This window comes from Mycolicibacter minnesotensis (genome assembly GCF_010731755.1).
Lineage (GTDB): Bacteria > Actinomycetota > Actinomycetes > Mycobacteriales > Mycobacteriaceae > Mycobacterium > Mycobacterium minnesotense.
Genome location: NZ_AP022589.1, coordinates 3223612 through 3249311, shown reverse-complemented (window position 1 = coordinate 3249311; position 25700 = coordinate 3223612). Strand labels below are relative to the sequence as shown.

The 25700-nt window shown below is 66.9% G+C and carries 20 protein-coding genes and 1 tRNA gene; 10 read left to right on the top strand and 11 right to left on the bottom strand.

Going from position 1 to position 25700, the window contains the following annotated elements:
- Positions 1-122: 122 nt before the first annotated feature.
- On the top strand, positions 123-521 hold the full coding sequence (locus G6N09_RS15030) for a globin (RefSeq protein ID WP_083022210.1): 399 nt from the start codon (positions 123-125) through the stop codon (positions 519-521).
- A complete protein-coding gene (locus tag G6N09_RS15025; protein ID WP_083022208.1) occupies positions 521-2098 on the top strand; it encodes a glycoside hydrolase family 13 protein in 1578 nt (525 codons plus the stop codon). Before G6N09_RS15030 ends, G6N09_RS15025 begins: the two co-directional genes overlap by 1 nt.
- Before the next feature lie 13 nt (positions 2099-2111).
- Here the strand turns inward: G6N09_RS15025 and G6N09_RS15020 are convergent, their stop codons facing one another.
- Positions 2112-2954, bottom strand: coding sequence for an alpha/beta fold hydrolase (locus G6N09_RS15020; protein WP_083022206.1), 843 nt, complete (start codon positions 2952-2954; stop codon positions 2112-2114).
- Positions 2955-3066: 112 nt separating this feature from the next.
- On the opposite strand from G6N09_RS15020, the gene G6N09_RS15015 reads away from it, so the two are divergent.
- On the top strand, positions 3067-3618 hold the full coding sequence (locus G6N09_RS15015) for a TetR/AcrR family transcriptional regulator (RefSeq protein ID WP_083022204.1): 552 nt from the start codon (positions 3067-3069) through the stop codon (positions 3616-3618).
- Positions 3619-3634: 16 nt separating this feature from the next.
- Here G6N09_RS15015 and G6N09_RS15010 read toward each other — a convergent pair whose 3' ends face one another.
- The 5 genes from G6N09_RS15010 to G6N09_RS14990 form a co-directional block, all read right to left on the bottom strand.
- Positions 3635-3997: an acyl-CoA thioesterase gene (locus tag G6N09_RS15010; RefSeq protein ID WP_109558763.1), complete on the bottom strand. Its 363-nt coding sequence runs from the start codon at positions 3995-3997 to the stop codon at positions 3635-3637.
- 74 nt (positions 3998-4071) lie between these two features.
- A complete protein-coding gene (locus tag G6N09_RS15005) occupies positions 4072-8925 on the bottom strand; it encodes an NAD-glutamate dehydrogenase (protein WP_083022201.1) in 4854 nt (1617 codons plus the stop codon).
- Between the two features lie 52 nt (positions 8926-8977).
- Complete coding sequence (ettA, locus tag G6N09_RS15000) at positions 8978-10651, bottom strand: energy-dependent translational throttle protein EttA (RefSeq protein ID WP_083022199.1); 1674 nt, start codon at positions 10649-10651, stop codon at positions 8978-8980.
- A gap of 80 nt (positions 10652-10731) precedes the next feature.
- Positions 10732-11217, bottom strand: a complete 486-nt coding sequence (locus G6N09_RS14995; RefSeq protein ID WP_083022198.1) for a single-stranded DNA-binding protein — start codon at positions 11215-11217, stop codon at positions 10732-10734.
- Between the two features lie 157 nt (positions 11218-11374).
- Entirely contained in the window at positions 11375-12151 is a 777-nt protein-coding gene (locus tag G6N09_RS14990; RefSeq protein WP_083022197.1) for an LppX_LprAFG lipoprotein, read from the bottom strand.
- Positions 12152-12330: 179 nt separating this feature from the next.
- On the opposite strand from G6N09_RS14990, the gene G6N09_RS14985 reads away from it, so the two are divergent.
- The 3 genes from G6N09_RS14985 (at position 12331) to G6N09_RS14975 (ending at position 15693) form a co-directional block, all read left to right on the top strand.
- On the top strand, positions 12331-13692 hold the full coding sequence (locus G6N09_RS14985) for an MFS transporter (protein ID WP_083022482.1): 1362 nt from the start codon (positions 12331-12333) through the stop codon (positions 13690-13692).
- 76 nt (positions 13693-13768) lie between these two features.
- Positions 13769-14965 (top strand): saccharopine dehydrogenase family protein, encoded by a 1197-nt coding sequence (locus G6N09_RS14980; protein ID WP_083022196.1) that lies wholly within the window; start codon positions 13769-13771, stop codon positions 14963-14965.
- A complete protein-coding gene (locus G6N09_RS14975) occupies positions 14962-15693 on the top strand; it encodes a nitroreductase family protein (protein WP_083022195.1) in 732 nt (243 codons plus the stop codon). The genes G6N09_RS14980 and G6N09_RS14975 overlap by 4 nt, the downstream gene beginning before the upstream one ends.
- Here the strand turns inward: G6N09_RS14975 and G6N09_RS14970 are convergent.
- The gene (locus G6N09_RS14970) at positions 15655-16485 is read right to left on the bottom strand and encodes an SDR family NAD(P)-dependent oxidoreductase (protein WP_083022194.1); all 831 of its coding nucleotides are present in this window, start codon (positions 16483-16485) and stop codon (positions 15655-15657) included. The genes G6N09_RS14975 and G6N09_RS14970 overlap by 39 nt on opposite strands.
- Positions 16486-16599: 114 nt before the next feature.
- Between G6N09_RS14970 and G6N09_RS14965 the strand changes: the two genes are divergently transcribed.
- A complete protein-coding gene (locus G6N09_RS14965; RefSeq protein WP_083022193.1) occupies positions 16600-17178 on the top strand; it encodes a TetR/AcrR family transcriptional regulator in 579 nt (192 codons plus the stop codon).
- Between the two features lies 1 nt (position 17179).
- Here G6N09_RS14965 and G6N09_RS14960 read toward each other — a convergent pair whose 3' ends face one another.
- Genes G6N09_RS14960 through G6N09_RS14945 form a run of 4 tightly spaced genes read right to left on the bottom strand, consistent with a single transcriptional unit; the run spans position 17180 to position 24696 of the window.
- Positions 17180-19192 carry a bifunctional copper resistance protein CopD/cytochrome c oxidase assembly protein gene (locus G6N09_RS14960; RefSeq protein WP_083022192.1) on the bottom strand — a complete coding sequence of 671 codons (2013 nt, stop codon included), beginning with the start codon at positions 19190-19192 and terminating at the stop codon, positions 17180-17182.
- Between the two features lie 55 nt (positions 19193-19247).
- Entirely contained in the window at positions 19248-21602 is a 2355-nt protein-coding gene (locus G6N09_RS14955) for a glycerol-3-phosphate 1-O-acyltransferase (RefSeq protein ID WP_083022191.1), read from the bottom strand.
- Positions 21599-23251: an HAD-IB family hydrolase/lysophospholipid acyltransferase family protein gene (locus G6N09_RS14950; protein WP_083022190.1), complete on the bottom strand. Its 1653-nt coding sequence runs from the start codon at positions 23249-23251 to the stop codon at positions 21599-21601. Before G6N09_RS14950 ends, G6N09_RS14955 begins: the two co-directional genes overlap by 4 nt.
- The gene (locus G6N09_RS14945; RefSeq protein WP_083022189.1) at positions 23248-24696 is read right to left on the bottom strand and encodes a wax ester/triacylglycerol synthase family O-acyltransferase; all 1449 of its coding nucleotides are present in this window, start codon (positions 24694-24696) and stop codon (positions 23248-23250) included. The genes G6N09_RS14950 and G6N09_RS14945 overlap by 4 nt, the downstream gene beginning before the upstream one ends.
- Positions 24697-24964: 268 nt before the next feature.
- Between G6N09_RS14945 and G6N09_RS14940 the strand changes: the two genes are divergently transcribed.
- The 3 genes from G6N09_RS14940 (at position 24965) to G6N09_RS20355 (ending at position 25690) form a co-directional block, all read left to right on the top strand.
- Positions 24965-25038, top strand: a tRNA-Arg gene (locus tag G6N09_RS14940).
- A 53-nt stretch (positions 25039-25091) separates the two neighbouring features.
- Complete coding sequence (locus tag G6N09_RS14935; protein WP_234806854.1) at positions 25092-25460, top strand: HNH endonuclease; 369 nt, start codon at positions 25092-25094, stop codon at positions 25458-25460.
- A gap of 101 nt (positions 25461-25561) precedes the next feature.
- Positions 25562-25690, top strand: a complete 129-nt coding sequence (locus G6N09_RS20355; protein ID WP_264074262.1) for a hypothetical protein — start codon at positions 25562-25564, stop codon at positions 25688-25690.
- Positions 25691-25700 lie beyond the last annotated feature (10 nt).

The following is a 25700-nucleotide window of genomic DNA, read 5'->3' as shown; positions in this document are numbered from 1 at the left end:
GCCGGTTGAGTTGTCGCACCATTGACCTCCGCCGAACAGTTCACCATGATTCGGCGCTGGTCGCACGCCTATTTGCTGTGTGTTCACCGGTCGGCCCCGGCGATGCCCCACAATGGTGGACGATGCAGCCGGTAGAAGAACCCTCGTTTTATGACGCCGTCGGCGGTGCGCAGACGTTTCACGCCATCGTGTCGCGCTTTTATCAACTGGTCGCCCAGGATCCGATCCTGCGACCGATGTACCCCGCCGACGACATGGATGGCGCCGAAGAGCGCTTGCGCATGTTCCTCGAGCAGTACTGGGGCGGGCCACGTACCTACTCCGACCAGCGCGGGCACCCGCGACTGCGGATGCGCCACATCCCCTACCGGATAGGCCCCCTGCAGCGCGACGCCTGGCTGCGTTGCATGGTGACCGCCGTCGACGAGATCGACCCCCAGACCCTCGACGATGCCCACCGCGCCGAGCTGCTGCGCTACCTGCAGTCGGCGGCCGACTTCATGGTCAACGCGCCGATCTGATGACCGCCCACGACCACCCCGACCACGCCCCGTGGTGGACAGACTGTGTGTTCTACCAGGTCTATCCCCGCTCCTTCGCCGACAGCAACTCCGACGGGGTCGGCGATCTGGATGGGGTGACCGCCCACCTGGACTACCTGCGCTGGTTGGGTGTCGACGCCCTCTGGCTCAACCCGGTGATGGTCTCGCCGATGGCCGATCACGGCTACGACGTGGCAGACCCCCGCGACATCGACCCGCTCTTCGGCGACCTGGCGGCACTGGACCGGCTGGTGGCTGCCGCGCACGAACGCGGGATCAAGCTGACTATGGACCTGGTGCCCAACCACACCAGTTCGGCGCATCCCTGGTTCGTCGAGGCGTTGGCCGCCAAGCCGGGCAGCCCCGCCCGCGACCGCTACTTCTTCCGCGACGGCAAAGGCCGCGATGGGCAGCTGCCGCCCAACAATTGGGTGTCGATCTTCGGCGGGCCGGCCTGGACGAGGGTCATCGAAGCCGAGGGCCCGGGCCAGTGGTACCTGCATCTGTTCGATGTGTCACAACCGGATCTGAACTGGGATAATCCAGAGGTCTTCGCCGATTTCGAGCGGACCCTGCGGTTCTGGATGGATCGCGGCGTGGACGGTTTCCGCATCGATGTGTCCCACGGCATGGCCAAGCCGCCGGGCCTGCCGGACATGCCGGTCACCGATGTGAAGCTGCTGGCCCACCAGGACGACGATCCCCGGTTCAATCGGCCCGGCGTCCACGCGATTCACCGAGCGATTCGCCGCGTCATCGACGACTATCCGGACGCGGTGAGCGTCGGCGAGGTATGGGTGCACGACAACGCTGCGTTCGCCGAGTATCTGCGGCCCGACGAACTGCACCTCGCCTTCAACTTTCGGCTGCTCCAGGCCGACTTCGACGCCGAGGAAATCCGCAGCGCGATCGACAACTCCCTGGCCGCGGTCGCTTCGGTTGGCGCCAGTGCCACCTGGGCATTGGAGAACCACGATGTCGAGCGGGCTGTCACCCGCTACGGGGGCGGAGCCGTCGGGTTGGACCGGGCCAACGCCATGGCCCTGGTGCTGCTGGCCCTGCCGGGCGCGGTGTTCGTCTACAACGGTCAGGAGTTGGGCTTGCCCAATGTCGAACTGCCCGATTCGGCCCTGCAGGACCCGGTGTGGGAGCGCTCCGGTCACACCGAGCGTGGCCGCGACGGCTGTCGAGTGCCGCTGCCATGGTCGGGAGACACTCCGCCGTTCGGCTTCTCCGACAACCCACACACCTGGCTGCCGATACCGGCGGATTGGGCGCAACACACGGTCGAACGGCAACGCAGCGAGCCCGGCTCGACCCTGTCGGTCTACCGGCAGGCGCTGGCCATACGACAGAGCCGAGAAGAACTCGCGGGACGACGTGTCGATTGGCTGGAGACGCCGGCGGGCATGCTGGCGTTTCGGCGCGGCGGACTGGTGTGTGTGCTCAACGCCGGTGACAGCCCGGTAGATCTGCCGGAGGGCCGGCTGCTGTTGTCCAGCGCACCGGTGGCCGGAGGCCTGCTGCCGCCCAACGCGGCGGCGTGGCTGGCCTGAACGGGAGGTCCGGTCAGTGCCGATCGCTTGTTGCGCCGGCGAATTCGGCGACCAGGTCCGCGAGCCGTTCCGGCTGATCGATCATCGAGTAGGTGCGTGCACCCTCGATGAGTTCGAAACGCGCGTTGGGCAATGTTTGCGCCAAGCGTCTGCCGTCCTCGGCGGGAAAGAACAGATCGTCGGCGGACCAGGCGATGAGCGCCGGCTTGGCGAACCCGGACAGTCGCGCCCCGGCATCGAGGGAAGTCTGCTGGTTCAGCGACTTGGTCAGCAGGCGCAGGTCCTCGGCGACTCCCGCGTCTTTCAGGGCGGGCGCGACCCATTCACGTGCCAGGCCGTCGATGTCGCGGTGTGCCAGCTGCCCGTAGGCGTAGTTGCGAAACGGCCGCAGCCGCATCGGCTGCAGCGCAACACGAAAGGTGACCGCGCTCTTGGCGGCCACAATGTAGGGATTGATGATGGGCGGCGGGAAGTGCTCGAAGGCATCGCAGCTGGTCAACACCAGCGCCCCTAGTCGGCCGGGGTGGTTGACCGCGACCAGCTGACTGACCAGGCCGCCGGTGTCGTTGCCCACCAGGATCACGTCGTCGAGGTCGAGCGCGGCCATAAAGGCGTCCACCATCGCGGCAATACCCGGCAGGGTCCGGTCGGCTCCGGGCCGCAACGCCGTCGGATGGGCGCCCAGCGGCCAGTTCGGGGCGATGCAGCGCAGGTTGCGCGCCGCCAGGCGTTCGCTCACCGGACCCCACATGGAGGCGCCCATCGCGTAACCGTGGACGAACAGCACCGGGCGGCCATCGCTCGGGCCCACGGTGTCGTAGTGAATGGTTCCGGCGTCAATGTCGACGGTGGGCATGGGGCGCTCCTAAGATAGTTACGTGCAACCTGCCGATAAGTTACCAACAGCCTGTACGGAAATCAAGCGTCGGACTCAGGCCGAGCGTTCGGCGGCCACCCGTGCTGCGCTGATGACCGCCGCGCGAACGTTGTGGGGGGCGCGGGGCTACGCGGCCGTGGGAACCCCCGAGATCGCCGAGACCGCCGGCGTGACGCGCGGCGCGATGTACCACCAGTTCCCGGACAAGGCGGGGCTGTTCCTGGCGGTCGTGGAGGCCGTGGAGGCCGACGTCATGGCACGGCTGGCCGAAGCGGTGGCCGCCTCGGCGTCCACCACTCCCGCCGCGGCGCTACGCTCGGCGGCCGAAAGCTGGCTGGTGGTGGCCGACGACCCCGAAGTGCGCCAGCTGTTGCTGCTCGATGCGCCCACCGTGTTGGGTTGGGACGGCTTTCGCGACGTAGCCCAGCGCTACAGCTTGGGCATGACCGAGCAACTGCTGAGCGCGGCCATGCAGGCGGGACAACTCCCCCACCAGCCCGTGCGGGCCCTGGCCCACGTACTCATCGGCGCACTCGACGAAGCGGCGATGGTGATCGCCACCGCCGAGGACCGCGAGCAGGCGCGCGCCGACGTGGGCATCGTTGTGCACCGACTTCTCGACGCCATGCTCACCGAGGGATGATCCAGCGCCGGCACAGTCAGCGGATGAACTTCTCCAGGTAGGCGCGATGGTCCGGGGACAGTCGCACCAGCTTCTGCTCGTCGATGCTGAAGGTGGCCAGCTGCGTCTCGGCGATCACGGCCGGCCGCGAGTCCGGGGCCGCGTGTACCGAACGCACCTCGTAGCCGATGGTGAAGTCCACCGTCCGCAGCCGTGACACCCACATGGTCACCTGCAGCGGCGAATCCGTCAGCCGCAGCTGTCCTTTGTAGGCGACTTTGACCTCGGCGATCAGCAGACCGACGCTGGTGATGTCCACGGCAAAGGCCGGCGACAGGAAGGGCACCCGCGCCTCTTCGAGCATCGTCACCATGGTCGCGTGGTTCACGTGCTGGTACATGTCGATGTCCGACCAGCGCACCGGAACCGATGCCACGAAGCCCACGGTCTCCCCGACGGATCCAGCCGTGTCACTCACGATGCCGCCCCTTGTCCGCTCGCGCGGGTCATGCTGCGGATCTGACGCGCCGCCACCGACAGCGTCGCCAGATCGTGCTGGTCGGATTCGTAGATCTGGGTCAGCGTGCGCTGCGCCCGCTGCACGCGCGAGGCGTTGGTCGATTCCCATTCGCTGATCTTCTGCATCCCGTCCTCGTCCGGTTCCCCGACCGCCAGCACATCCACGCACAGCGACCGCACCGAATTGTAGATGTCGTCGCGGATCGCCAACCGCGCCAAGGCATGCCAACGATCGTCGCGAGGCAGTTGCGCGACCGCGGTCAGCAGGCCGTCGGTGCCCAACCGATCCATCAGCGCAAAGTAGGTGTCCGCGACCTCGTCGGCGCCGCGTTCGGTGATGTCGGCCACGTCGATGATGTCGAGCAGGCTGTAGCGGTACAGGCCGATGGCGACGTCTGCGGCCAGGTCGCTCGGTACGCCCTGCAGTTCGAACTCGCGAATGTGCGTGGCGACGATGTCGGCGTCGTCACCACGCAGCCAGTCCGACATCCGCGGCGTCAGTTGGGCGACCTGTTCGGCGAACCGGTTGATCTCGGCACCCACCGCCAGCGGCTGCGGGCGATAGTTCAGTAGCCACCGGCCAGCCCGGTCGATGAGCCTCCGCAGGTCCAGGGTCATCCGGTCGGTCACCGCCACCGGAAGCCCATCGTGCTCACCGGCGGCGCGAATCCGGCGCCACAGATCCCCCACCCCGAAGATGGCGTCGGTCGCGACATAGGCCCGCACGGCATCGACCGGACCCACGCCGGCGTCCTCGGTGATCCGGTAGGCGTACGTGATGCCCGCGGTGTCCACCACATCGTTGATCAGCATCGTGGTGACGATCTCGCGACGCAGTTGATGCGTCCGGATCTCGGCGCCGAATCGCTGCTGCAGAACGCGCGGGAAGTACTCCGGCAGCCGACTGGCGAACACGTCTTGGTCCGGTAGATCGGTGGCCAGCACCGCCGCCTTGAGGGTCAGTTTGACGTGCGCCATCAGTGTGGCGAGCTCTGGGGATGCCATGCCGAGCCCGGCCTCGGCGCGTCGGGCGATCTCCTTCTCCGACGGCAGGGCCTCCAGTTCACGGTTGAGGCCACGATCGGCGACCAGGTGCCGGATCTGCTCGGCGTGCACCGGCAGCAGGCTCGCGGCGTTGGCGCGGCTGGTGCCCATCAGGTCGTTCTGTGCGGTGTTGTCGGCCAGTACCAGAGCACTGACCTCATCGGTCATCGAAGCCAACAGCTGCGGCCGGTCTGCGGTGCCGACCTTTCCGACCGTGACCAGGGCATCGATCAAGATCTTGATGTTGACCTCATGGTCGGAGCAGTCGACCCCTGCGGAGTTATCGAGGGCATCGGTGTTGATCCGGCCGCCGGCCAGGTCGAACTCGACCCGGCCAAGCGGGGTGACACCCAGATTCCCGCCTTCGCCGATCACCTTGGCGCGCACCTGGTTTCCGTTGACCCGCACCTGATCATTGGCGCGGTCGCCCACATCCGCGTCGGACTCAGACTCGGCCTTGACGTAGGTGCCGATTCCGCCGTTGAAGAGCAAGTCAACCGGTGCACGCAGAATCGCCCGAATCAGCATGGGCGGCGTCAGCTCGGTGACGCCGCCGTCGAACCCCAGCGCGGTCGCTACCTGCGGGCTGACCGGCACCGATTTCAGGTCCCGAGGGTAGACGCCGCCACCGGCGCTGATCAGTGACGTGTCGTAGTCGTCCCAACTGGACCGGGGCAGGTCGAACATCCGTTGCCGCTCAGCGAAGGATGGAGCGGGATCCGGGTTGGGATCGAGGAAGATGTGCCGATGGTCGAAGGCCGCCACCAGCCGGATGTGTTTGCTGCGCAGCATGCCGTTGCCGAACACGTCGCCGCTCATGTCGCCCACTCCGACGACGGTGAAATCCTGACTCTGGGTGTCGACTCCCATCTCGCGGAAGTGCCGCTTGACCGACTCCCAGGCGCCCTTGGCGGTAATGCCCATCTCTTTGTGGTCGTAGCCCACTGAGCCGCCGGAGGCGAACGCGTCGCCCAGCCAGTAGCCGTAGGACGCGGCAACGCCGTTGGCAATGTCGGAGAAGCTGGCGGTGCCCTTGTCAGCGGCCACCACCAAGTAGGCGTCATCGCTGTCGCGGCGCACGACCTGTGGGGGCGCACTGATGGCACCGGTCGCGTGGTCGACATTGTCGGTCACGTCGAGCAGGCCAGAGATGAACAGGGTGTAGCAGGCCACCCCTTCCGCACGCGCCGCGTCCCGGTCTGCGACCGGGTTGCCGGTGGGTACCGGCGGCCGTTTGACCACGAACCCGCCCTTGGCGCCGGTCGGGACGATGACGGCGTTCTTGACCTCTTGGGCTTTGACCAATCCCAGAATCTCGGTGCGAAAGTCCTCGCGTCGGTCCGACCAGCGCAGCCCACCGCGCGACACGAAACCGAACCGCAGATGTACCCCTTCGACGCGGGGCGAGTACACGAAGATCTCGAACTTGGGCCGGGGCAACGGCAGCTCGTCGATCAGGGCTGCGTCCAGTTTGAGTGCCAGCACATTGCGCGCCCGAGCTGAATCCGGGCGGGTGACAAAGTAATTCGTACGCAAGGTCGCTTGAATCAGCGACGCGAATGCGCGCAGTACCCGGTCGGTGTCCAAGCTCACCACTGCGTCGATACCGGCCGCCACGTCGGCGGCCGCGGCCTGCGCGTCACGGCTGCGATGCGTGCGCGACGGGTCGAACAGTGCCTCGAACAGTGCCACCAGGGCCCGTGCAATGCCCGGGTACTGGTTGAGCACTGAGGCGATGTGGTGCTCGCTGTAGGGGAAACGGGCCTGGCGCAGGTATTTCGCGTAGCCCCGCAGCACCACCACCTGCTGCCAGGTCAGCCCGGCGCGCAAGACCAGTTCGTTGAATCGGTCGGCCTCGGCCCGGCCTTCCCAGATCGCGGTGACCCCGTCGGCGAACCGCTGTTGTGCGTCGCTGCGCGCAGATCCGGCCGCCGGGATCTCGATGGTGGGATCGGCCGACACCTTGAACTTGTAGATCCACACCTGCAGGCCATCGGCTCGCGTCACGGTGAACGGCCGCTCTTCGAGGACCGCCACCCCCATGCACTGCAGCATCGGCAGGAGCTGGCTCAGCGAGGCACCGTGCCCACCGAGGAACCAGGCCAACTGTCCCCCGTCGGCTTCGCCGTAGTCGGAGAACACCAACTTGACCGAATCGTCAGCCAGTCCTTCGATGATGGCAATGTCACCGACGGCCTCGGCCGGCGTGACGGCCTGCTTGTAGATCTCGTCGAAGGCGACGGCATAGTGTTCCGCCACCTCGGCGTCGATGGAGTCCTGCGCCGCAGTCTGCAGTAGCCGGTCACCCCAGGTGCGGGTGGCCTCGGCCAGCAATCCCTGTATCCGGACCCGGTTGGCTTCCCCGGTGTCGACCGCACGGGCCCCGGGATCGTCCGACATGCGGACCATGAAATGCAGCAACGCCCAGGGCGCTTCACTCACGCGCGCACTGTATTCCAGACCCACTCCGCCGAATTCGCGGACCAGAATGTCCTCCATGTGCAGCCGCACCGGAGTGGTGTAGCGATCACGCGGCAGATACACCAGGCAGGAAACGAAGCGGCCGGTGCGGTCCCCGCGGAGGAACAGCAGGGTCCCGCGCCGCGAACCAAGGTCGGACACCGCCATCGCCATGCTCAGCAGCTGCTCTGGGGTAATCGCGAAGAGCTCTGAGCGAGGGACGGTTTGGATGATGTCGAGCAGCAGTTGTCCGGGGTGCCCGGGCTCCTTCTCCGCAAGCGCAAGCGCGTGCCGGACAGTGTGGGAGATAACCGGGATTTCGAAGACGTCAGCGTTCATGGCGCCGGCGGTGAACAGTCCGACAAATCTGTGCGCAACGATGCTGTCGCCGGTGTCCTCCCGGATCACCACCACGTAGGTGTGCGAGCTGAATCGCATGTAGCTGGGCACGGTGGCCTGCGCCAGGGTCAACAAGTTGTCACCGATGAGCCTGGGCCGCAAAGACTTCCGCAGCGCCAACACGCCCAGCCGGGCGGCGTCCTCGACCAGCACGTGCTCGTCACGGACCACCCCGCGCTGATAGCCCAGCAGGACGAAGTGTCCGTCAGCCAGCCAGTGCAGGAGCGCGGCGACATCGTCGCGGTCCGGAGCGGTGTAGTGCCCCTGCGTGTTCGCCTCGACGTCGGCGGCCAGTTCGGTAAGCGCGTTACGCATCGCCTTGGAATCGATCGCCACCTGGCGAACGTCGGCCATCACATCGGGGAGCAGTCGTTCGGTCTCAGCGAGGGTGTGCCGGTTGACCGTCGGCGAGAGCTGGACGTGAATCCAGGCCTCTTCTGCGTCGGCGCGGTCCGCGGATCTCGGCTCCACCGCGCGCAGTTCCCCGGCGGTGTCGCGCTGCACCGCGAACACCGGGGTCATGATCCCGACGTAGGCCACCCCGAGTCGGTGCAGCAATACCGCAACCGAGTCCATCAGCATGCCGCCGTGGTCGGTGACCAATTGCAGCGCGGGACCGAATCCGCAACCGTCGTCGGCGGGATAGATCGCGATCCGGGATTCGCCGGGGAGCCGGGTCCGGGCCAACCGGGCGTGCGCGGCCACCAGGGCCGGGGTCACGACGGCGGTGGCGGCGGCTCGGCTGGCCGGGTCGGTGTCCGTCGGCTCATCACTGACCAGCGAGTCGCTGTGCGAGCCCCGGTAAGTCTGGATGTAGGCCGACGAAACCCAATCGGGAATACCTTGCGGCTCAGAGGGATCGGGAAATGTTGTCCACGCGGTTGATTCCTTGGTGGACTTTGTCATCCCCACCCCTCCTGACCGTGTCAGTTCCGGCAGCGCCGCTACCGGACCAACCCTAGTCGCGGGTGAGTCTGCGGTGGGTCACTCGGTGCGGACGCGCCGCCTCGGCACCGAGACGTCCCACTTTGTTCTCCTCGTAGGCACCGAAGTTGCCCTCGAACCAGAACCACTTGGCCTCGTTGTCGTCGTCGCCCTCCCACGCCAGGATGTGCGTGCAGGTCCGGTCGAGGAACCAGCGGTCGTGGCTGATCACCACCGCGCAGCCGGGGAACTGCTCGAGGGCGTTCTCCAGCGAGCCGAGTGTTTCGACATCGAGGTCGTTGGTGGGCTCGTCCAGCAGGATCAGGTTGCCGCCCTGCTTGAGAGTCAATGCCAGGTTCAGCCGGTTGCGCTCACCGCCGGAGAGCACGCCGGCCGGCTTCTGCTGGTCGGGACCCTTGAAGCCGAACGCCGAGACGTAGGCCCGCGACGGAATCTCGTTCTGGCCTACCTCGATGTAGTCCAGACCATCGGAGACCACTTCCCAGACCGTCTTCTTCGGATCGATGCCCGCGCGATTCTGGTCGACGTAGCTCAGCTTGACCGTCTCGCCGACCTTGACCGTGCCACTGTCCGGCTCTTCAAGACCCACGATCGTCTTGAACAGGGTCGTCTTGCCGACGCCGTTGGGGCCGATCACACCGACAATGCCGTTGCGCGGCAGCGTGAACGAGAGATCCTTGATCAGCTGACGAGAGTCGAAGCCCTTGTCCAGGTGTTCGACCTCGACGACGGTGTTGCCCAACCGCGGGCCGACCGGGATCTGGATCTCCTCGAAGTCGAGCTTGCGGGTCTTCTCCGCCTCGGCAACCATCTCGTCGTAGCGCTGCAGCCGGGCCTTGTTCTTGGCTTGGCGAGCCTTGGCGCCCGAGCGCACCCAGGCGAGTTCATCCCTCAGCCGCTTCTGCAGCTTCTGGTCCTTCTTGCCCTGAACATCGAGGCGCTCGGCCTTCTTCTCCAGATAGGTCGAGTAGTTGCCCTCGTAGGGGTAAGCCCGGCCGCGGTCGAGTTCCAGGATCCACTGCGCCACGTTGTCGAGGAAGTAGCGGTCGTGGGTGACCGCGAGGATCGCGCCCGGGTAGGAGGCCAGGTGCTGCTCAAGCCAGAGCACGCTCTCGGCGTCGAGGTGGTTGGTCGGCTCGTCAAGGAGCAACAGGTCAGGCTTGCTCAGCAGCAGCTTGCACAGTGCCACCCGCCGGCGTTCACCACCGGAGAGGTGGGTGACGGGCTCGTCGGGCGGGGGGCAGCGCAGCGCGTCCATCGCCTGCTCGAGCTGCGAATCGATGTCCCAGGCGTCGGCGGAGTCAAGCTCCTCCTGGAGCTTGCCCATCTCGTCCATCAGCTCGTCGGTGTAGTCGGTGGCCATCAGCTCGGCGACCTCGTTGTACCGATTCAGCTTGCCCTTGATGGGCACGCCCTCTTCGACGTTCTCCCGGACAGTCTTGGTCTCGTCCAGCTGCGGCTCCTGCATGAGGATCCCGACACTGGCGCCGGGCGCCAGGAAAGCGTCACCGTTGTTCGCCTTGTCCAGCCCGGCCATGATCCGCAAGACGCTGGACTTGCCGGCACCGTTGGGGCCGACCACACCGATTTTGGCGCCGGGCAGGAAATTCAGCGTGACATCGTCGAGGATGACTTTGTCGCCGTGCGCTTTGCGCACCTTCTTCATCGTGTAGATGAACTCAGCCATGCCGGGGTGTCGCCTCCTGGTCGCGCGAAATTGCTCGCTGACCATCCTAGGGGGTCACCCTGCACAGCTGTCGGCTGCGCTCAGGGCGCCATTGCCATGCCCGCCATCTCGTCGCCGGCCTCGGCGTCGGTGTCGGATTCAGCCTCGGAGCAGTCCGGGCCTTCGGCGTGGTCGGCGCGGGCGGTCACCGACGGATTGTCCGGTCCGGCCGCGATGATCTTCTCCACCCGCGCCGCGCACCGCGCCAGGTCGGGGCCGACGGCGGTGGCGCGCAACTCCACCGATGAACGGCGCACCCCGTCCTTGTCCTCGTACTCGCTGGTGAAGAGGTGCCCCATGACGATCACCGGCAGCCCCTTGCTCAACGACGCGCCCACCCCGGTAACCAGCCGGTCCCAGCAGTTGACCGTCACGAATAACGAGTTGCCCGTCTCCCAGCTGCCGTCGGCGGCCCTCTTGCGCGAGTTGCTGGCGACCCGGAATTTGATCAGCTCATGGTCACCCACGCGGCGGCGGATCGGGTCTGAGGCGATGTTTCCTACCACGGTCAGTTGCGTTTCATACATGTGCAGGCTTCCTTTCCTGGTTGCCGGCGGGCCTGACGCGCCTGCCGGTGCTGCACCCATTGGGCCGGACAGGCCCGACATGCAAGCCGATCCGGAAGTCCTGAACAGCGGCCATTGGGGACGAACTGCGGATTGGGGATAACCTCCCCCGCCTCGGTCAGGAGCGCGGCGGCGCGATGCTGACCGGGGCGTTCCAGTTGGAGAAGTCCATCTGCACGGCGTCGTCGCCGGCGTCGAGCTTCAGCGCGACCAGCTGGTGATCGCCGGTCTCCTGAATCCAGACCGTGCACGAGGTCCGCTTGCCGGGGCGCAGCTGCGGCACGATCCTGGTCGCCGTGTCGGCTGAGATCTGGCCGGTGATCCGGACGGTATGCACGCCGTCGACCAGTTCGCGGCTCTCGACCTCGGGATCGACGAAGTCGGTCAGCATCCCCGCCAATGCCGTGCCGGGGCTCAGGATGCCCGCCGCGTCGTACAGATCGCCGGCCGGCCCGTAATCGATCCAGCGGCCACCCTCTTCAAACACGAAGAAGTGGCCGCCGGACACCACGAACCGTACGTACGCCGGAGCGCCCCGGTAGGCGATCTTGGCGTAGCCCCGCGCCGCAGGGGCGGGGCTACGGGTCACGTCGGCATCCACCGCCGTGGCCGCCATGTTCTCCACGTTGCCGATCACCAACAGCGACAGGTGCACACTGTCGGCTTGCGCCACGGTATCGCTGGCCTCCCGCAGGATCGCCGCCGCATCCGGCAGAGGTTCGGTGGACCGCTTCGACGATGTGGCGGTCGCAGCAGGCGGCGCGCCGCTCGGCGAGACCTGTGCCGTCGACGCCGACAGCGACCCCGGGATGCTCGGGGAAGGTGCAGGTGCACAACCGCCGGCCAGGGCGGCAGCGGCGCTCACCACGGACAGGACGGCGACGAGCCTGCGCATGGTCGCCAGCGTAGAGGCCCTCCGAGCCGCCCGGCCAGGTCCTGTGGTGAGGCGGGACGTCTACCAGCGGTTGGTATACGTTGCTTGCGGTGGATACCAGGGGCCGGTCCGGCAGCGGTGAACACACGAGCCGCACCACATGGGCCCGCGACGATATCCGGGTCTCGGACCCGGCCGCCATGCAGCGTTCGATCGCCGGCACGGCGATCGGCAACTTCATGGAGTGGTACGACTTCGGCATCTATGGCTTCCTGGCCACCACGATCGCGCAGGTCTTCTATCCCGGCGACAGCTCCAGCGCGGTCGGCTTGATCGCCACGTTCGGAACCTTGGCGGCGGCGTTCGCGGTGCGGCCGTTCGGCGGGATCATCTTCGGTGCGCTGGGCGACCGGATCGGCCGCAGGCGAGTTCTGATCATGACCGTCACTCTGATGGCGGTCGGCACCACGTTGACCGGACTGCTGCCGTCCTATGAGGACATCGGAATCTGGGCGCCGATTCTGCTCATCGTCACCCGGATCATGCAGGGTTTCTCCACCGGCGGCGAGTACGTGGGCGCGATGACCCACATCAGCGAACACGCGCCCGATCGCAATCGCGGAGCGCTCGCCGGCTTTCTACCGCTGGGCACACTCGGTGGCTACGTGCTGGGCGCGGCGGTGGTGACCGCCCTGAAGACCCAGCTGCCCGTTGCCGAGATGCTGCAGTGGGGCTGGCGGGTGCCGTTTCTGTTGGGCGTCCCACTGGCCGCCATTGCGCTGTACATGCGGCTGCGCATCGACGAGTCGCCGGTCTACGAGCAGCTCCGCAGCAACCACAGCGCCGCCAGCGGCAACGGCTGGGGGCAGTTCCAGCGGACGGTGATGCGGCAACGCACCGGCCTGCTGATCTGCATGGGCCTGGTGCTGGCGGAGAACGTCACCAACTACATGCTGACGGGCTACCTGCCCACGTATTTCAAACAGGTCGGCGGGATCAGCGGCAGCGGCGGCCTGACGATGATCGTGGTGGCGTTGCTGCTGATGCTGGTCGCGGTGGTCCCACTGGCCAGGCTTTCCGACCGCATCGGCCGCAAACCGATCCTGTGGACCGGCAGCGCCCTGCTGATCGTCGGCTCGGTTCCGGCGTTCCTATTGATCGGCCAGGGCGGCAGCTACGCGCTGCGCCTGCTCGGCGTGCTGATCATCGGGGTGATGCTGCTGTGTTTCTACAGCACCACGCCCTCCACGCTGCCCGCCCTGTTCCCGTCTGAGGTGCGCTACTTCGCGGTGGCAATCGGGTTCAACATCTCGGTCTCGATGTTCGGCGGTACCACCCCGCTGGTCGCCGAGACGCTGGTCTCGGGAACCGGCAACGTGCTGGTCCCGGCCTACCTGCTGATGGGTGCGGGTGTCGTCGGGGCCATCACGCTCTGGTTCACCCCCGAAGTAGCCGGCAAGCGGCTGCCGGGTTCGGGACCGTCGGTGGCCACCGAGCAAGAGGCCGAGGCCATCGCGAAGTCCGGGCTGCGCGAGACAGGCGACGACGGGCTGCCGGCTTGATGTTGACGCCGCTTACTTGAGCTCCTATGCTGACGTAAGCACTGTTAACATCTATCCCACCCGAAGAAGATGGGCCATGAGCATCCCCGACCAAACTCCGCGCCGCCCTTTTGATCTGGTGATCTTCGGCGCCACCGGCTTCACCGGCGGCCTGACCGCCGAATATCTCGCGGCCAACCTTCCCAGCGATGCCCGATGGGCCCTGGCCGGCCGCAACCCGACGAAGCTGGAAGCGGTACGCGACCGACTCGCCGCCATCAACCCTGCTGCCGGCACCCTTTCCGTCCTCGTGGCCGACAGCGGCGACCCGGACTCGTTGCGCACCGTCGCCGAGTCCGCACGCGTGGTGATCACCACGGTCGGTCCGTACCTGGAGCACGGCGAGCCGCTGGTAGCCGCGTGCGCCGCGGCCGGCACCGACTACGTCGACCTCACCGGCGAGCCGGAATTCGTCGACAAGATGTACCTGACCCACCACGCCCGGGCCGTGGCGAGCGGCGCTCGGCTCGTTCATGCCTGCGGCTTCGATTCCATCCCCCACGACCTGGGGGCCTTCTTCACGGTCACGCACCTGCCGGACGGAGTGCCGTTGACACTGCGCGGGGTGGTCCGCACCAAGATGATGATCTCCGGTGGGACCTTGCACTCCGCCCTGGCGCAGATGTCGCGTCCACGACAGATGCGGCAGGCCGCGATCGCACGCACCAAAGCCGAGCCGCAGACCAGTGACCGCCGATCCCGTGTCCGGTCCGGTATTCCGCATCACGACGCCACCCTCGGCATCTGGCTGTTGCCCATGCCGACCGTCGACCCGCAGATCGTGCAGCGGTCCGCGGTCGCCCGCTCCGAGTACGGTCCCGATTTCAGCTATGCGCACTATGCGGGTGTCCAGCGCGTCACAACGCTGGCCGGCCTCCTTGCCGGCCTAGGCGCGTTCGTCGCCGCAGCGCAGGTGCCGCGGCTGCGCCGGCTGCTCGGTCAGCGCATCCCGCAGGGCGAAGGCCCGTCGGAATCACGAAGGGCCAGTTCGTGGTTCACCGTGGATTTCATCGGCGAAGGTGGCGGGAAGCAGGTCCACACCCAGGTCCGCGGCGGCGATCCGGGCTACGGCGAGACCGCGAAGATGATCGCCGAGGCAGCCATGTCCCTGGCCTTTGACGACAATCCGGTGACGGCGGGTCAGGTGACGACCGTCGCGGCGATGGGCGAGAACCTGCTGCGCCGCCTCACCGACGCGGGCCTTACCTTCGAGGTCATCGCGGACAAGCCATGACCACCGGCTCGGGGCCTTTCGTGCCGCCGGACGCCACCGCGGCGCTCGCCGGATTGAGCATGCCGCTCGCCGATGCCATGCGCACCCAGCGTGCGATCCGTCGGCTGCACCTGGATCCCGTCGACACCGATGTGCTCCGCGAGGTGCTTGCGCTCGCATTGAAGGCGCCGACCAGTTCCAACAGCCAAGACTGGGCCTTTGTCGTGGTCAACGACGCAGTGCAAAAGCGGCGACTGGTGCGCAGCTATCAACGAGCCTTCAAACTGTTCGGGTGGTTCGCCCGTCGCGCCGCCCCCGATGAGGCGACGCGACGTCAGTTGCGAGTGTCGGAGTGGCAGCGTGAGCACTTCCACGAACTTCCGACGCTGGTGGTGGCCTGCTACCGGCGCACTCTCAAGCACCGGCCCGTCGGACGGCCGCAGCTCAGGGTCTCGTCGTTCTACGGGTCGGTCTACCCGGCGGTGCAGAACCTGCTGCTGGCGTGCCGAGCCGTGGGCTTGGGGGCTTCGCTGCAGACGCTGCCGCTGTGGCTGGTCCGCAGCACCCGCAAGGTGCTGCAGCTACCTCCCGAGATGGTGCCGGTGTGCATCATCCCGATCGGCTGGGCTCGCGGGCGATACGGCCCCACCCAGCGACCGGACATCGGTGACGTGGTGCACGTGGACCGATTCGGCAATCAACCCTGGCAGTCAGCGCAGGCCGGCCAGCTCGGCGGAGAGGGTCCATAGCCCGTCGATGAGCTCGGGGTCGTGAGCCTGCCGGTTTTCGCGGCCGCCGGCTTTGTGGCGGTCGAAGTAGACGCCGTTGATCTCGGGGTCGGCCCCCCGCTTGGCCAGCTCGATCAGGGGCGCGGCGCCCTGGGCCGGGGTGATGGCCGCGATGTGGCGCAACGGCGTCCGGAAGACCAGGCCGATAAACCATGAGTCGCGCCCGAAGCTGGTGGCCACCGGTCCGGGATGCACTGCGGCCGAGATGATCCCGTCGCCGGCCCAGCGCTGGGCGATACCGCGGGTGAACAAGATGTTCATCAGCTTGCTCGTGCCGTAGGCGCGGGTCTCCCATGCGTGCCTGCGCCGATAGTCCACGTCATCGAGATCGACGTGCCCTAACAGGTTGCCGCCGCTTGAGGTGTTCAGCACCAGCGCGGCGTCGGCCGAAGCCAACCGGTCCTGCAACAGATTGGTCAACAGGAACGGCGCCAGGTGGTTGATACCGAAATTGGGTTCGTGGCCATCGACCGTCCGCAGTCGGGGCGCGAACGTTCCGCCAGCGTTGTTCATCAAGACGTCGATCACGCCGACTTTGTCGCGGATCTGTTGCGCCAGCGCACGGACCTGGTCCAGGTCGGCGAAGTCAGCGGTCAGCGGGATGGCCCCCGTATCGGCGGCAATGGGCGCGAGCTTGGCGGCCGAGCGGCCGACGACGACGAGGTTGACCTCGGGGCCGGCCAGGGCACGCGCTGCCACGGCACCGATACCGTCGCTGGCGCCGGTGATCACGATCGTTCGGGGTGAAGTCACTGCACGGTCTCCTTCGATGACGCCGCCGAGCGCCTGATGTTAGCGACGCTTACACGCGGCGGGCTGCTAACATTAAGAGCTCATGTAAGCGCCGTCAACACGGGGTAGTCACAGATGTCAGCGTCGATCAAGACCTACCACCACGGCGACCTGCCCGGAACCCTCCTGCGCGCCGCTATGGATCTCCTTGAGGAAAACGGCGCCACCGAACTGTCGCTGCGTGCTGCGGCTCGCCGCGCCGGGGTGTCGACCGCGGCGCCCTACCGGCACTTCGCCGACCGCAACGCGCTGTTGTCGGCGATCGCCGCGGTGGGTTATCAGGAGTTGGCGGCCGAGCTGATCGCAGCGCATCCGTCGCCGAAGACGGCGGACGACTTCGCGGCTCTCGCCGTCGCCTACGTTCAGTTCGCCGTGAACCGCCCGGGCCTGTTCCGGGTGATGTTCACCGAGCAGTGCGATCTCACCGACGCAGAGCGGGCCGCGGCGGTGACGGCGATCCAGGAATACCTGAACTCGATCGTGCGGCAGGTCTTTCCGTCGTCCGATCCGGAGGCCATGGCCATCGCCGTGTGGGGGCTGGTGCATGGCCTGGCCTTCCTGCACCTGGACGGCAAACTCGACACCTCGTCGAAGCAGGTGATTGCCGACCGGGTGCGCGCAGCCGTACTCGCGGCGGCCGGCCAGCTGAGCTGACTCAGCGCTGCACGGTTCCATCGCGGCGGGCCATCTCGGCCAGCATCGCGTTGTAGGCGGCAAGCTCGGCGTCGTCATCGCGGTCAGCGGCCCGGTCCAGCCGCTTGGCGGTGCGCCGGTCACTGCGATGCCACTGCACCAGCAGCGCGACCATCACCATCACCAGGGGTAATTCACCTGCCGACCAGGTGATGCCGCCGCCCAGATGCTGGTCACCGGCCAGATCGGTGTGCCAGGGCAGGCCCAACTCGCCGTAGAACCACTCCCCAAGCACGGTATGCATCCCCATCAGGAAGACCCCGAAGAAACCATGCAGTGGCAGCGCGGCGAACACCACCGCCAGTTTGGCCAGCGGGGAGATCGGCCGGGGGGTCGGGTCGACACCGATCACCACCCAATAGAAGAGGTACCCGCTGAGGATGAAGTGGATGTTCATTGCGAGGTGCCCGGCATGACTGCCGACGATCGAATCGAACAGGCTGCTGAAGTACAGCCCGTAGAAGCCGACCACGAAGATCACCGCAGCGATGATCGGGTTGGTGAGAAGCCGAGAGAGCCGGCTGTGCAGGGCGGCCAGCAGCCACTCCCGCGGCCCCGGCGGCTCACCGCGACCGGCGACCGGCAGTGCCCGCAGCGCCAGCGTGGTCGGACCGCCGAGCACCAGCAGGATCGGCACGAGCATCGACAGCAGCATGTGCACCACCATGTGCATGCTGAACATGGCCGGCATGTAGCGGCCGGTGCCCGACGACGTGGCGAACAGCAGGGTGAAACAGCCCAGCATCCAGGCGGTCGTGCGGCCTGCTGGCCAGGCGTCGCCGCGCCGGCGCAGCCGCAGCACACCGGCCAGGTACACCCCGGCCAGCACTATCGCGGCCGTGCCGAAGACCACATCGAAACGCCAGTCGAACAGAACCCGCGCCACCGTCGGCGGGCCGGCGAAGTCGTAGCCGATCTTGACCATGGGAACCGACGGGTTGAGCGCGGCCGGCGGAGGCGGTGGAGTGCGGCCCAAGCCCACGGCGACGCCGAAGGTCAGCGCAAAGACGGCGGCTTCCGTCAGCGCCAGGCGGATCAAGGGGGCGCGGTTGCCCGGGTCGGCCTGCAACGCGGCCACACCGCGGCGCCGCTGCCCCGCCCCAAGGACGCCAAGCACACACAGGGCGACGAATTTGGCCACCACCAGCCGACCGTATTCACTGGTCAGCAACTCCGACGGTGCCAGTCGCACCAGCGCGTTGAGCACCCCCGACAAGCCCATGGCCACAAAGCACCACAACGCCACGGTGGAGAATCTCCGGGCCGCCAGATCACCGTGTTCGCCGCCACGCAGCGCATGTACCAGTAGCGCGAGCAGGCCGCCGGCCCACAGTCCCGCGGCGATGAGATGAATGAGCAGGCTGTTGGTGGCCAGGTCGTGTGACCCGCCGGCCGCCGAATGTCCGGTCAGACCCAACGGGATCAGCGTCAACAGCGAACCCGCCAGCAACAGCGGAGTCCACGACCAGCGCAGCACCCGCGAGCTGACCAGAGTCACGATCGCGGCCAACAGCGCGGTCCACCGCCACGCCGAGGCGGTGTCGACCAGCCCGGCGAACGACCAGGCTGTTGCGGGGTCGAGGAACTCCGCCAGGGGATGCCCGGAGACATCGGAGATCGTCAGCGGAACCAGCAGCGCCGCGCACACCGCCCATGCTCCCGAGGCGGCCGTGCCCAATCGCAACGCACGATAGCCGGCGACGTCGAGCACGCCGCTGGTTTGGGGCGGCACCAGGAACGCCGCAAGCAGAAACGATCCCACCGCTACCACCGCGGCGATCTCCCCTGCAGCCCGGACGAAGGGCAGTCCCAGCGTGGTCACCGGACCGGGATCGGGCAGGCCGGTGGCGGTCAGGGCATCGGCCAGCGACAGCGCCCCGATACCCGCGGCGATGCAGCCGGCCAGGATCGCCACGCCGGCCAGCACCGGCGCGATGATCGCCGGGCGGCTGCGGGTCGCCGAAATCGCCGTCATGGTTCCCAGCGTATGGGGCGCGTCCGCCCGGCCGCATGCCAGGCGGGCGCGGTTGCTAGCTACCGATGCCCCGCCAATGCCGTCGTACCTCCATGTCGCGGGCGGCGAATGCCTCCCGGGCGATCCGGGCGATGTGGTCGGAGTCCTGCAGGATGCGACGCAATTCGGACCGGAACGCTTTCCGCCGCTCCGCCAGGTCCGGCGCGGGGTCCAGCAGACCCTGATCGGCGACCACTTGGCAGGCGGTCGCGAACAACAAGGTGGACACCGATTCGCTGCTGCGGACCCGCCCCTGCGCCACGTACTGGCGACCGACTCCCAGCGCCGACTGCGTAAGTTCGTTGACGCCGATATCGGCGGGGGCGTCGCAGAGCACGTCGGCGACTATCGCGTAGGACTCGAAGAACACCCGCAACATGACGTCGGAGGTCACCGGAGTCTTCTCCGACAGAATCCCGTCGATCTCGGCTCCGCCTGCCGCGACCCGCGTCTGCCAGTCGGCAAACCACGACATCTCCTCGGCGATGTTGTCACGGAACGCCGCGGAATCCGCGAAGTAGAAGTCGAATTTGAGGAGGTCCCGCAACCGCATCGCCTGAGTCCAGAAGGCGTCCAGCCGGTCGCCTTCGCCTCGTCCGGCGTGCGCCAGCGCGAGCTCGACGATCGAGGTCTCCAGGAAGGCGTGGATCACCGAGTTGCGGTAGAACGACGCGGCGTGTTCATCCTCGGGGGCGATCCGCCACACCGACTCACGGCCGCCGTCGACGCGGGTGACCGGATGCCCGTTGGACAACGTGTCCATCACTGCACGTACCCCGTCGCGGCTGCGCAGGCGCAGTGCGCTGGTGGAGATCGGAGTCTGCTTGCGTTCCAAGTAGTCCAGCCCGGCCTGCAGCGAGTGATGGATCTGCTCCAAAGTCAGAGCCAAGCCGTGAGTGGTCAACAGCAGCGCCGACACCAGTCCGGCCGCGCTGATGGGAGTGACACGCTGAATTCGCCAGGCCACCTCGATGGCCATCTTCTGCATAGCCAGCCGTTTGGCATCCGGATCGGTCGCCGTAGAACCGTCTGGGGCGCCTAGGTACTGGCGCATGGACACGGCCTCGGGGAACCGCACGTAGATCTTGCCGTAGTTACGTTCGCCCTGGGCCTTGATGAACCGATAGAGCCAGCGGATTCCTTCCGGAGTCTTCTCCCCGCCTCGGGCGTAGGCGGCATACTCATCGGTCTCATGGAGCTGGTCGAAGCTGATCGAAACGCCCTGCAGGAGAACATCTTCAGTGCGGTCGTCGAGATAGGCGTCCGCGACGTAGGTCATCAGACCGAGCTTGGGCGGCAGCATTTTGCCGGTGCGTGACCGGGTTCCCTCGATAGACCAGCTGAGGTTGAACCGCTTTTCCATCACGTAGCCGACGTACTCCTTGAGTACGTACTTGTAGAGCGGGTTGTTAGCGATGCTGCGTCGGATGAAGATCACCCCGGAGCGGCGCAGCAACGGCCCCATCAATCCGAATGACAGGTTGATGCCGGCGAAGACATGCACCGGCGGGAGCCGGTTCTCCTGCATCGCCACCGGCATGACCGCGCCGTCGATGTAGGACCGGTGGGAGAACAGCAGCACCGCGGGATGGTTCTCCAGGGCGGTGCGCAGCGCGGCCACCTGGTATTCGTCGTAGTCGATGTCGGGGTCGAAGCCCCGGCTGAGCATGCGGGTCAATACCGCGACCAGGTCGACCGAGACCCGACTCCAGCCGGTGGACAGCTCGTCGAGCATCTTTCCGGCCTCATCGATGGTCGCCCCGGGAATGGCCTCCAGGCCCTCACGGAATCGGCTGGAGGCCAAGATCTCCGGCTTCACCAGGCGCGGAGACTTGTATTGCGGACCCAGGATCCGATTCTCAGCGCGCTCAAGGGCCAGCACCGCGCGGCGGGTGACGAAATGCGCGAAGTCGCGCGGGTTCTCTCCGGCGGTGTGCTCACTCCATTGACTGCGCAGGTCGGCGACGCTGGCCGGTTCACCCACCACCACGCGGGCCAGCGAAGACTCGGTGCGCAGAATCTGCCGCTGTTGGCGTTCGCTGGGCCGATAGGGATTGCGCCCGGGCAACAACGCGGACACCCGCTTCAGCGCGGAGGCTTCGGCACGCGGCATCCAGAACACCCGAACCGGAAGGATCGACCGTTGTTCGTCACGCTCAAGATGCCCCACCAGCCGAGCCATGGCGCCAGACGAGCGCTGTGACGGGTCGAGCTCCAGCAGTTCGATCCGGGCACCCGGTCGGCCGTCGCGGTATCGCTCCAGCCACTCGTGCACCAGATCCGCCTCCACCGGAGACGACACGTAGGCCAGGACCAGCGTGTCGGCGGTTGTGGTGGCCCCAGAGGGTTCGGTGGCCGATGACGATGTCACTGCTCCCCCTTCGGGGCCGGTGGCCGCTTGGCCGGAGCCTTCTTGGCGGGCGCCTTCTTGGCGGCCGACTTTTTCGCGGGTGCCTTCTTCGCCGGAGCCTTTTTGGCAGCCGCCTTCTTGGCGAGAGCCTTCTTCGCCGGAGCCTTCGGGTCTGGAATCGGCGGCTGGGGTGGCCAGGCCGGTAACTCGTCCACCGGCCAGTCGGCCAACGTGTCGAGGTAGAGCTGGCGCACTTCGGCGATCCGCTCGGGCAACGTTTCGACGGTCCAATCCTCGACCGAGATCGCCGGGAACACCGCGACGTCGACGGTGCCCGGGTGGGCACTGATCGAGTCCCGGGCGGCGACCACCTCAGCGTTGCGGATCACCACTGGCACGATCGGAATGCCCGCCGCCATCGCGAGCCGGAACGGCCCCTTCTTGAACGGGCCCACTCCGGTGGTGTCCACCCGGGTTCCCTCCGGCGCGATCACCACCGACAGGCCGCGCTTGGCACGCTCCTCGACCTCTTGCAGGGACTCCACGGCGGCCGCCGCGTCATCTCGGTCGATGAACACCATCTCGGTCAGCTTGCCCAGCGTTCCGGCGATCGGGTCCTTCTCCAGCTCCCGCTTTCCGACACTGATCCAGTTGTCGCGCACCAGCGACGCGGTGATCACCGGATCGACCTGGTTGCGATGGTTGAAGATGAACACCGCGGGCCGGACCGCGGTGAGGTTCTCTTTGCCGATCACGTTGAGCTGCACACCGTTGAGCGTCAGCAGCACCTGCGGGAACAGTGCGGTGAAGAAGTTGACGCCGCGCCGGCGGCTTCCGCTGAGTAGGCCCAGCCCAATCGCGCCTGCGCCCACCGGGACAATCGAGGACAGACCCGCCAGGTTCCGCAGTTGACCGACGACGCCGCTGCCGCGGCTGCTGAACTGCAGGATCGGCCAACCACGCTTGCGGGCGACCGAGGCCATCTTGCCCTCGGGGTTGGTGGGTCGCGGATTGCCCACCAGGTGCATCAGCGCGACGTCCTCGTCCCCGTCGGCGTAAAAGTAGCTGTCCTGCAGGTCGATGTCGTGTTCGGCGGCGAACTTCTGCACCGCGGCAGCCTTACCCGGACCCCACAGGATCGGCTCGACGACCTCGCCGGTGAGCACGCCGTTCTCGTCGGTCACGAAGGCGTTGGTGAGGGTGTTGGTGATGCCCAAGAAGCGGGCCACCGGCTCGACCTGAATGGTGAGCGCCGAAGAGCTCAACACCACGGTGTGCCCGCGGGCCTGGTGCGCTCGGACCACTTCGCGCATCTCCGGGTAGATGCGCTTGGCGATCTTCTGCACAAACAGCCGCTCACCGATCTCGTCGAGGTCACTGATCGAGCGGCCACGCAACGCGGTCGACGCCGTGGTGATGAGCTCCTCGAACTCGATGCGGCCCAGTTGGTGGTTGAGCCCGGCCTGGATCATGCCGAACAGCTCGCCCAATCCCATGTCGCGACTGCGGACGCGCTCGCGGGTGAGGATGACGGCGGTGAAGCCGGCTACCAGGGTGCCATCGAGGTCGAAGAACGCCCCGACCTTGGGGCCCGGCGGACTAGCGGCGATCTCGGCCACCGATCCGGGCAGCCGCATGTCACGCGACCGCGGCTTCGCGTCGTCGGTCATGACTCAGCACCGATACGGAACGAGGCCGGCACACAACGCGGCACCGGATCACCGGCCAGCGCCAGCACTTCGTCGAAGCCCTCTACCAGGCACGTGGCGAACAGCTTCTCGTCGCGGACCGCTGCGCGGTCATAGCGGACCGTGATGGAGCACTCACCACCGCGGGAGATCAGCACCACCATCATGGCGACGCCGGGCAGCGGCCCGATTCCGTAGTGTCGCAGCACCTTCGCCCCGGCGATATAGGTTTCGCCGGGATAGAACGCCACGTTGCTGGCCTGAACGTCGGCACTGACGACCGATTCACTCATCTTCTCCAGAACCGGTGCCGGAACGACGCTCAGCAGCGGCGCGATGGAGCCGATCACGTCCATCGCGGGCTCGTCACGACGCTGGGTCATCTGGGCCCGAATCCGCCTGATTCGCTCGACCGGGTCGGCAACCCCTACCGGGGCGGCCAGGTTCACCCCGGTGAACCGGTTGCCCCCGGCAGGATCTGCATCCGCGCGCAGGTTCACCGGGATCGCCATCGGCAGGGTTGCGATCGGCACACCCAACGCCCGGTGGTAGCGCCCCAGCGCTCCCGACACTGCCGCCAGGTACGCGTCGTTGATCGACCCTCCGCCGGCTTTGGCCGCTCGGTGCAGGTCGGCCAACCGGATGTCGAGGGCTTCGGTCCGGCTGGTCAGGCTGCGCCGCCGCAGCAGCGGCGAAGGCTCCGCCGCCTGGCTCATCACCCGTGAACTCGACCGGGCATAGGTGAGGGCACCGGTGACGGCCGACAGCGGATCACGCACGGTGCGGGTCGCCATCGACAGTGCGCCCAACAGCAGGTCGCGGGTGCCACCAAAAACCGTGAACGGCAGGTGGTTGATGCCGTCACGCATCAGGTCGTTGGCCGACAGGTCCTGCGGTACCGGTTGCGGCGGCATCGCCCGGGCCGGCGGGTCGCGTTCCAGGTCATAGATCCGCCCGAACATGGCCGCTCCCCCGACACCGTCGGTGACCGCGTGACTCAAATGCATCAATGTGGCGGCCCGGCCGCCCTCCAGGCCCTCCACCAGAGTCGCTGACCACAGCGGGCGCTGAATATCCATCGGTGACTGCAGGGCCACCTCCGCCAGGTCGAGGACTTCACGCAAGCCACCAGGCTCGGGCACCCGGAGCCGTCGGACATGAAAATCAAGGTTGAAGTCGGGATCCACCACCCAGCGCGGCGCAGCCGTCGGCAACGTGGGCACCACCACCTTCTGGCGCAGGCGCAAGACTTTCCGGGAGACGTTCTCGAACAGGTTGCGGAACCGGTCCCAGTCCGGGGTGCTGTCGAGCAGCTCTAGCCCCATGATCCCCGAGCGGGTCCGCGGGTTGGCTTCACCGCGGTGCAGCAGGTAGTCCAGGGCACCCAGTTCGGTGGGCAGCCCAGCGGCGTCGACGAGCTCACCCACGCCGCGCCTCCAATGCAGTCGAACGGGCCCGACCGGCCCGGCCCACCGAGGTTGCCACCGCCACACATCCCTCTTGATTCACAGACGTCACGAGCACCATTCAACGCTAGTTGTTTGCCTACGGCGACGGGTGTCGATTCGGGTAGATCCAGGACGCTGTCGACAAATCGAAATACTCTGTTGGCCGGTTGAATTGGAAACCGATGATTACGGCATTGCTCGGTCGACGCAGCGCTACCGTCGTCAGCGGATAAACTGAGCCCGCATTGCCTCCGTAGCTCAGGTGGATAGAGCACTAGACTTCTAATCTTGTGGTCGCAGGTTCGAGTCCTGCCGGGGGCGCCTCCGCCGCGCGTCTGACTAACCGACGTGATCTCCGGGGTTACCGTCACGGGGTGCCACCTCGACGCAGGTTTCCCACCGCCACGGGCGTGGCTCGCGCGCGCTACGCGAAGCGGCGACAACGACGGCTCGCCCGCGTGGACAACGACCTCACCGCAACCCAATGGGAAAGCCTGCTTGAGGCGTGGAGCCGATGCGCCTACTGCCAAGGGAGCGGACCGGCCCTGCAACGCGACTGCGTCATTCCGATCTCTCGTGGCGGTCGCTACACACTGGACAACGTGGTTCCGGCGTGCGCCTCCTGTAACGCCAGCAAGCACAACAGCGAGGTCACCGAATGGCTTCGCCGCAAGAGGTTTGACGAGACCACCTTTCTCCTGCGCCACGCGACCATCCTGCGGTCACTGCGGCTCGTCGACTAGCCGCACAGGCGCAGACATGTGGGCCTGGCGCGGCCCGTAGGGGCCTGGCCACTAGCCTGAGGTCTCCGGGATGCCGCATCCCATCGTGTCAACGCACGGCGATGTCGCCGCGAAATGCCGAACTGCTGGAAAGGCAGGCCATGAACGAGGAACGCACGATCATGTATTTCACCGTCTTCATGATCGGACTGGTGGCTGCCGTCGCGGCCGTCGTCGCCTTCTTGGCCTGACAGATCGCCG

Coding starts and splice junctions, on each gene's coding strand:
- G6N09_RS15030 (WP_083022210.1), top strand. CDS start 123: ATGCAGCCGGTAGAAGAACCCTCGTTTTATGACGCCGTCGGCGGTGCG.
- G6N09_RS15025 (WP_083022208.1), top strand. CDS start 521: ATGACCGCCCACGACCACCCCGACCACGCCCCGTGGTGGACAGACTGT.
- G6N09_RS15020 (WP_083022206.1), bottom strand. CDS start 2,954: ATGCCCACCGTCGACATTGACGCCGGAACCATTCACTACGACACCGTG.
- G6N09_RS15015 (WP_083022204.1), top strand. CDS start 3,067: ATGACCGCCGCGCGAACGTTGTGGGGGGCGCGGGGCTACGCGGCCGTG.
- G6N09_RS15010 (WP_109558763.1), bottom strand. CDS start 3,997: ATGTACCAGCACGTGAACCACGCGACCATGGTGACGATGCTCGAAGAG.
- G6N09_RS15005 (WP_083022201.1), bottom strand. CDS start 8,925: ATGACAAAGTCCACCAAGGAATCAACCGCGTGGACAACATTTCCCGAT.
- ettA (WP_083022199.1), bottom strand. CDS start 10,651: ATGGCTGAGTTCATCTACACGATGAAGAAGGTGCGCAAAGCGCACGGC.
- G6N09_RS14995 (WP_083022198.1), bottom strand. CDS start 11,217: ATGTATGAAACGCAACTGACCGTGGTAGGAAACATCGCCTCAGACCCG.
- G6N09_RS14990 (WP_083022197.1), bottom strand. CDS start 12,151: ATGCGCAGGCTCGTCGCCGTCCTGTCCGTGGTGAGCGCCGCTGCCGCC.
- G6N09_RS14985 (WP_083022482.1), top strand. CDS start 12,331: ATGCAGCGTTCGATCGCCGGCACGGCGATCGGCAACTTCATGGAGTGG.
- G6N09_RS14980 (WP_083022196.1), top strand. CDS start 13,769: ATGAGCATCCCCGACCAAACTCCGCGCCGCCCTTTTGATCTGGTGATC.
- G6N09_RS14975 (WP_083022195.1), top strand. CDS start 14,962: ATGACCACCGGCTCGGGGCCTTTCGTGCCGCCGGACGCCACCGCGGCG.
- G6N09_RS14965 (WP_083022193.1), top strand. CDS start 16,600: ATGTCAGCGTCGATCAAGACCTACCACCACGGCGACCTGCCCGGAACC.
- G6N09_RS14960 (WP_083022192.1), bottom strand. CDS start 19,192: ATGACGGCGATTTCGGCGACCCGCAGCCGCCCGGCGATCATCGCGCCG.
- G6N09_RS14950 (WP_083022190.1), bottom strand. CDS start 23,251: ATGACCGACGACGCGAAGCCGCGGTCGCGTGACATGCGGCTGCCCGGA.
- G6N09_RS20355 (WP_264074262.1), top strand. CDS start 25,562: ATGTCGCCGCGAAATGCCGAACTGCTGGAAAGGCAGGCCATGAACGAG.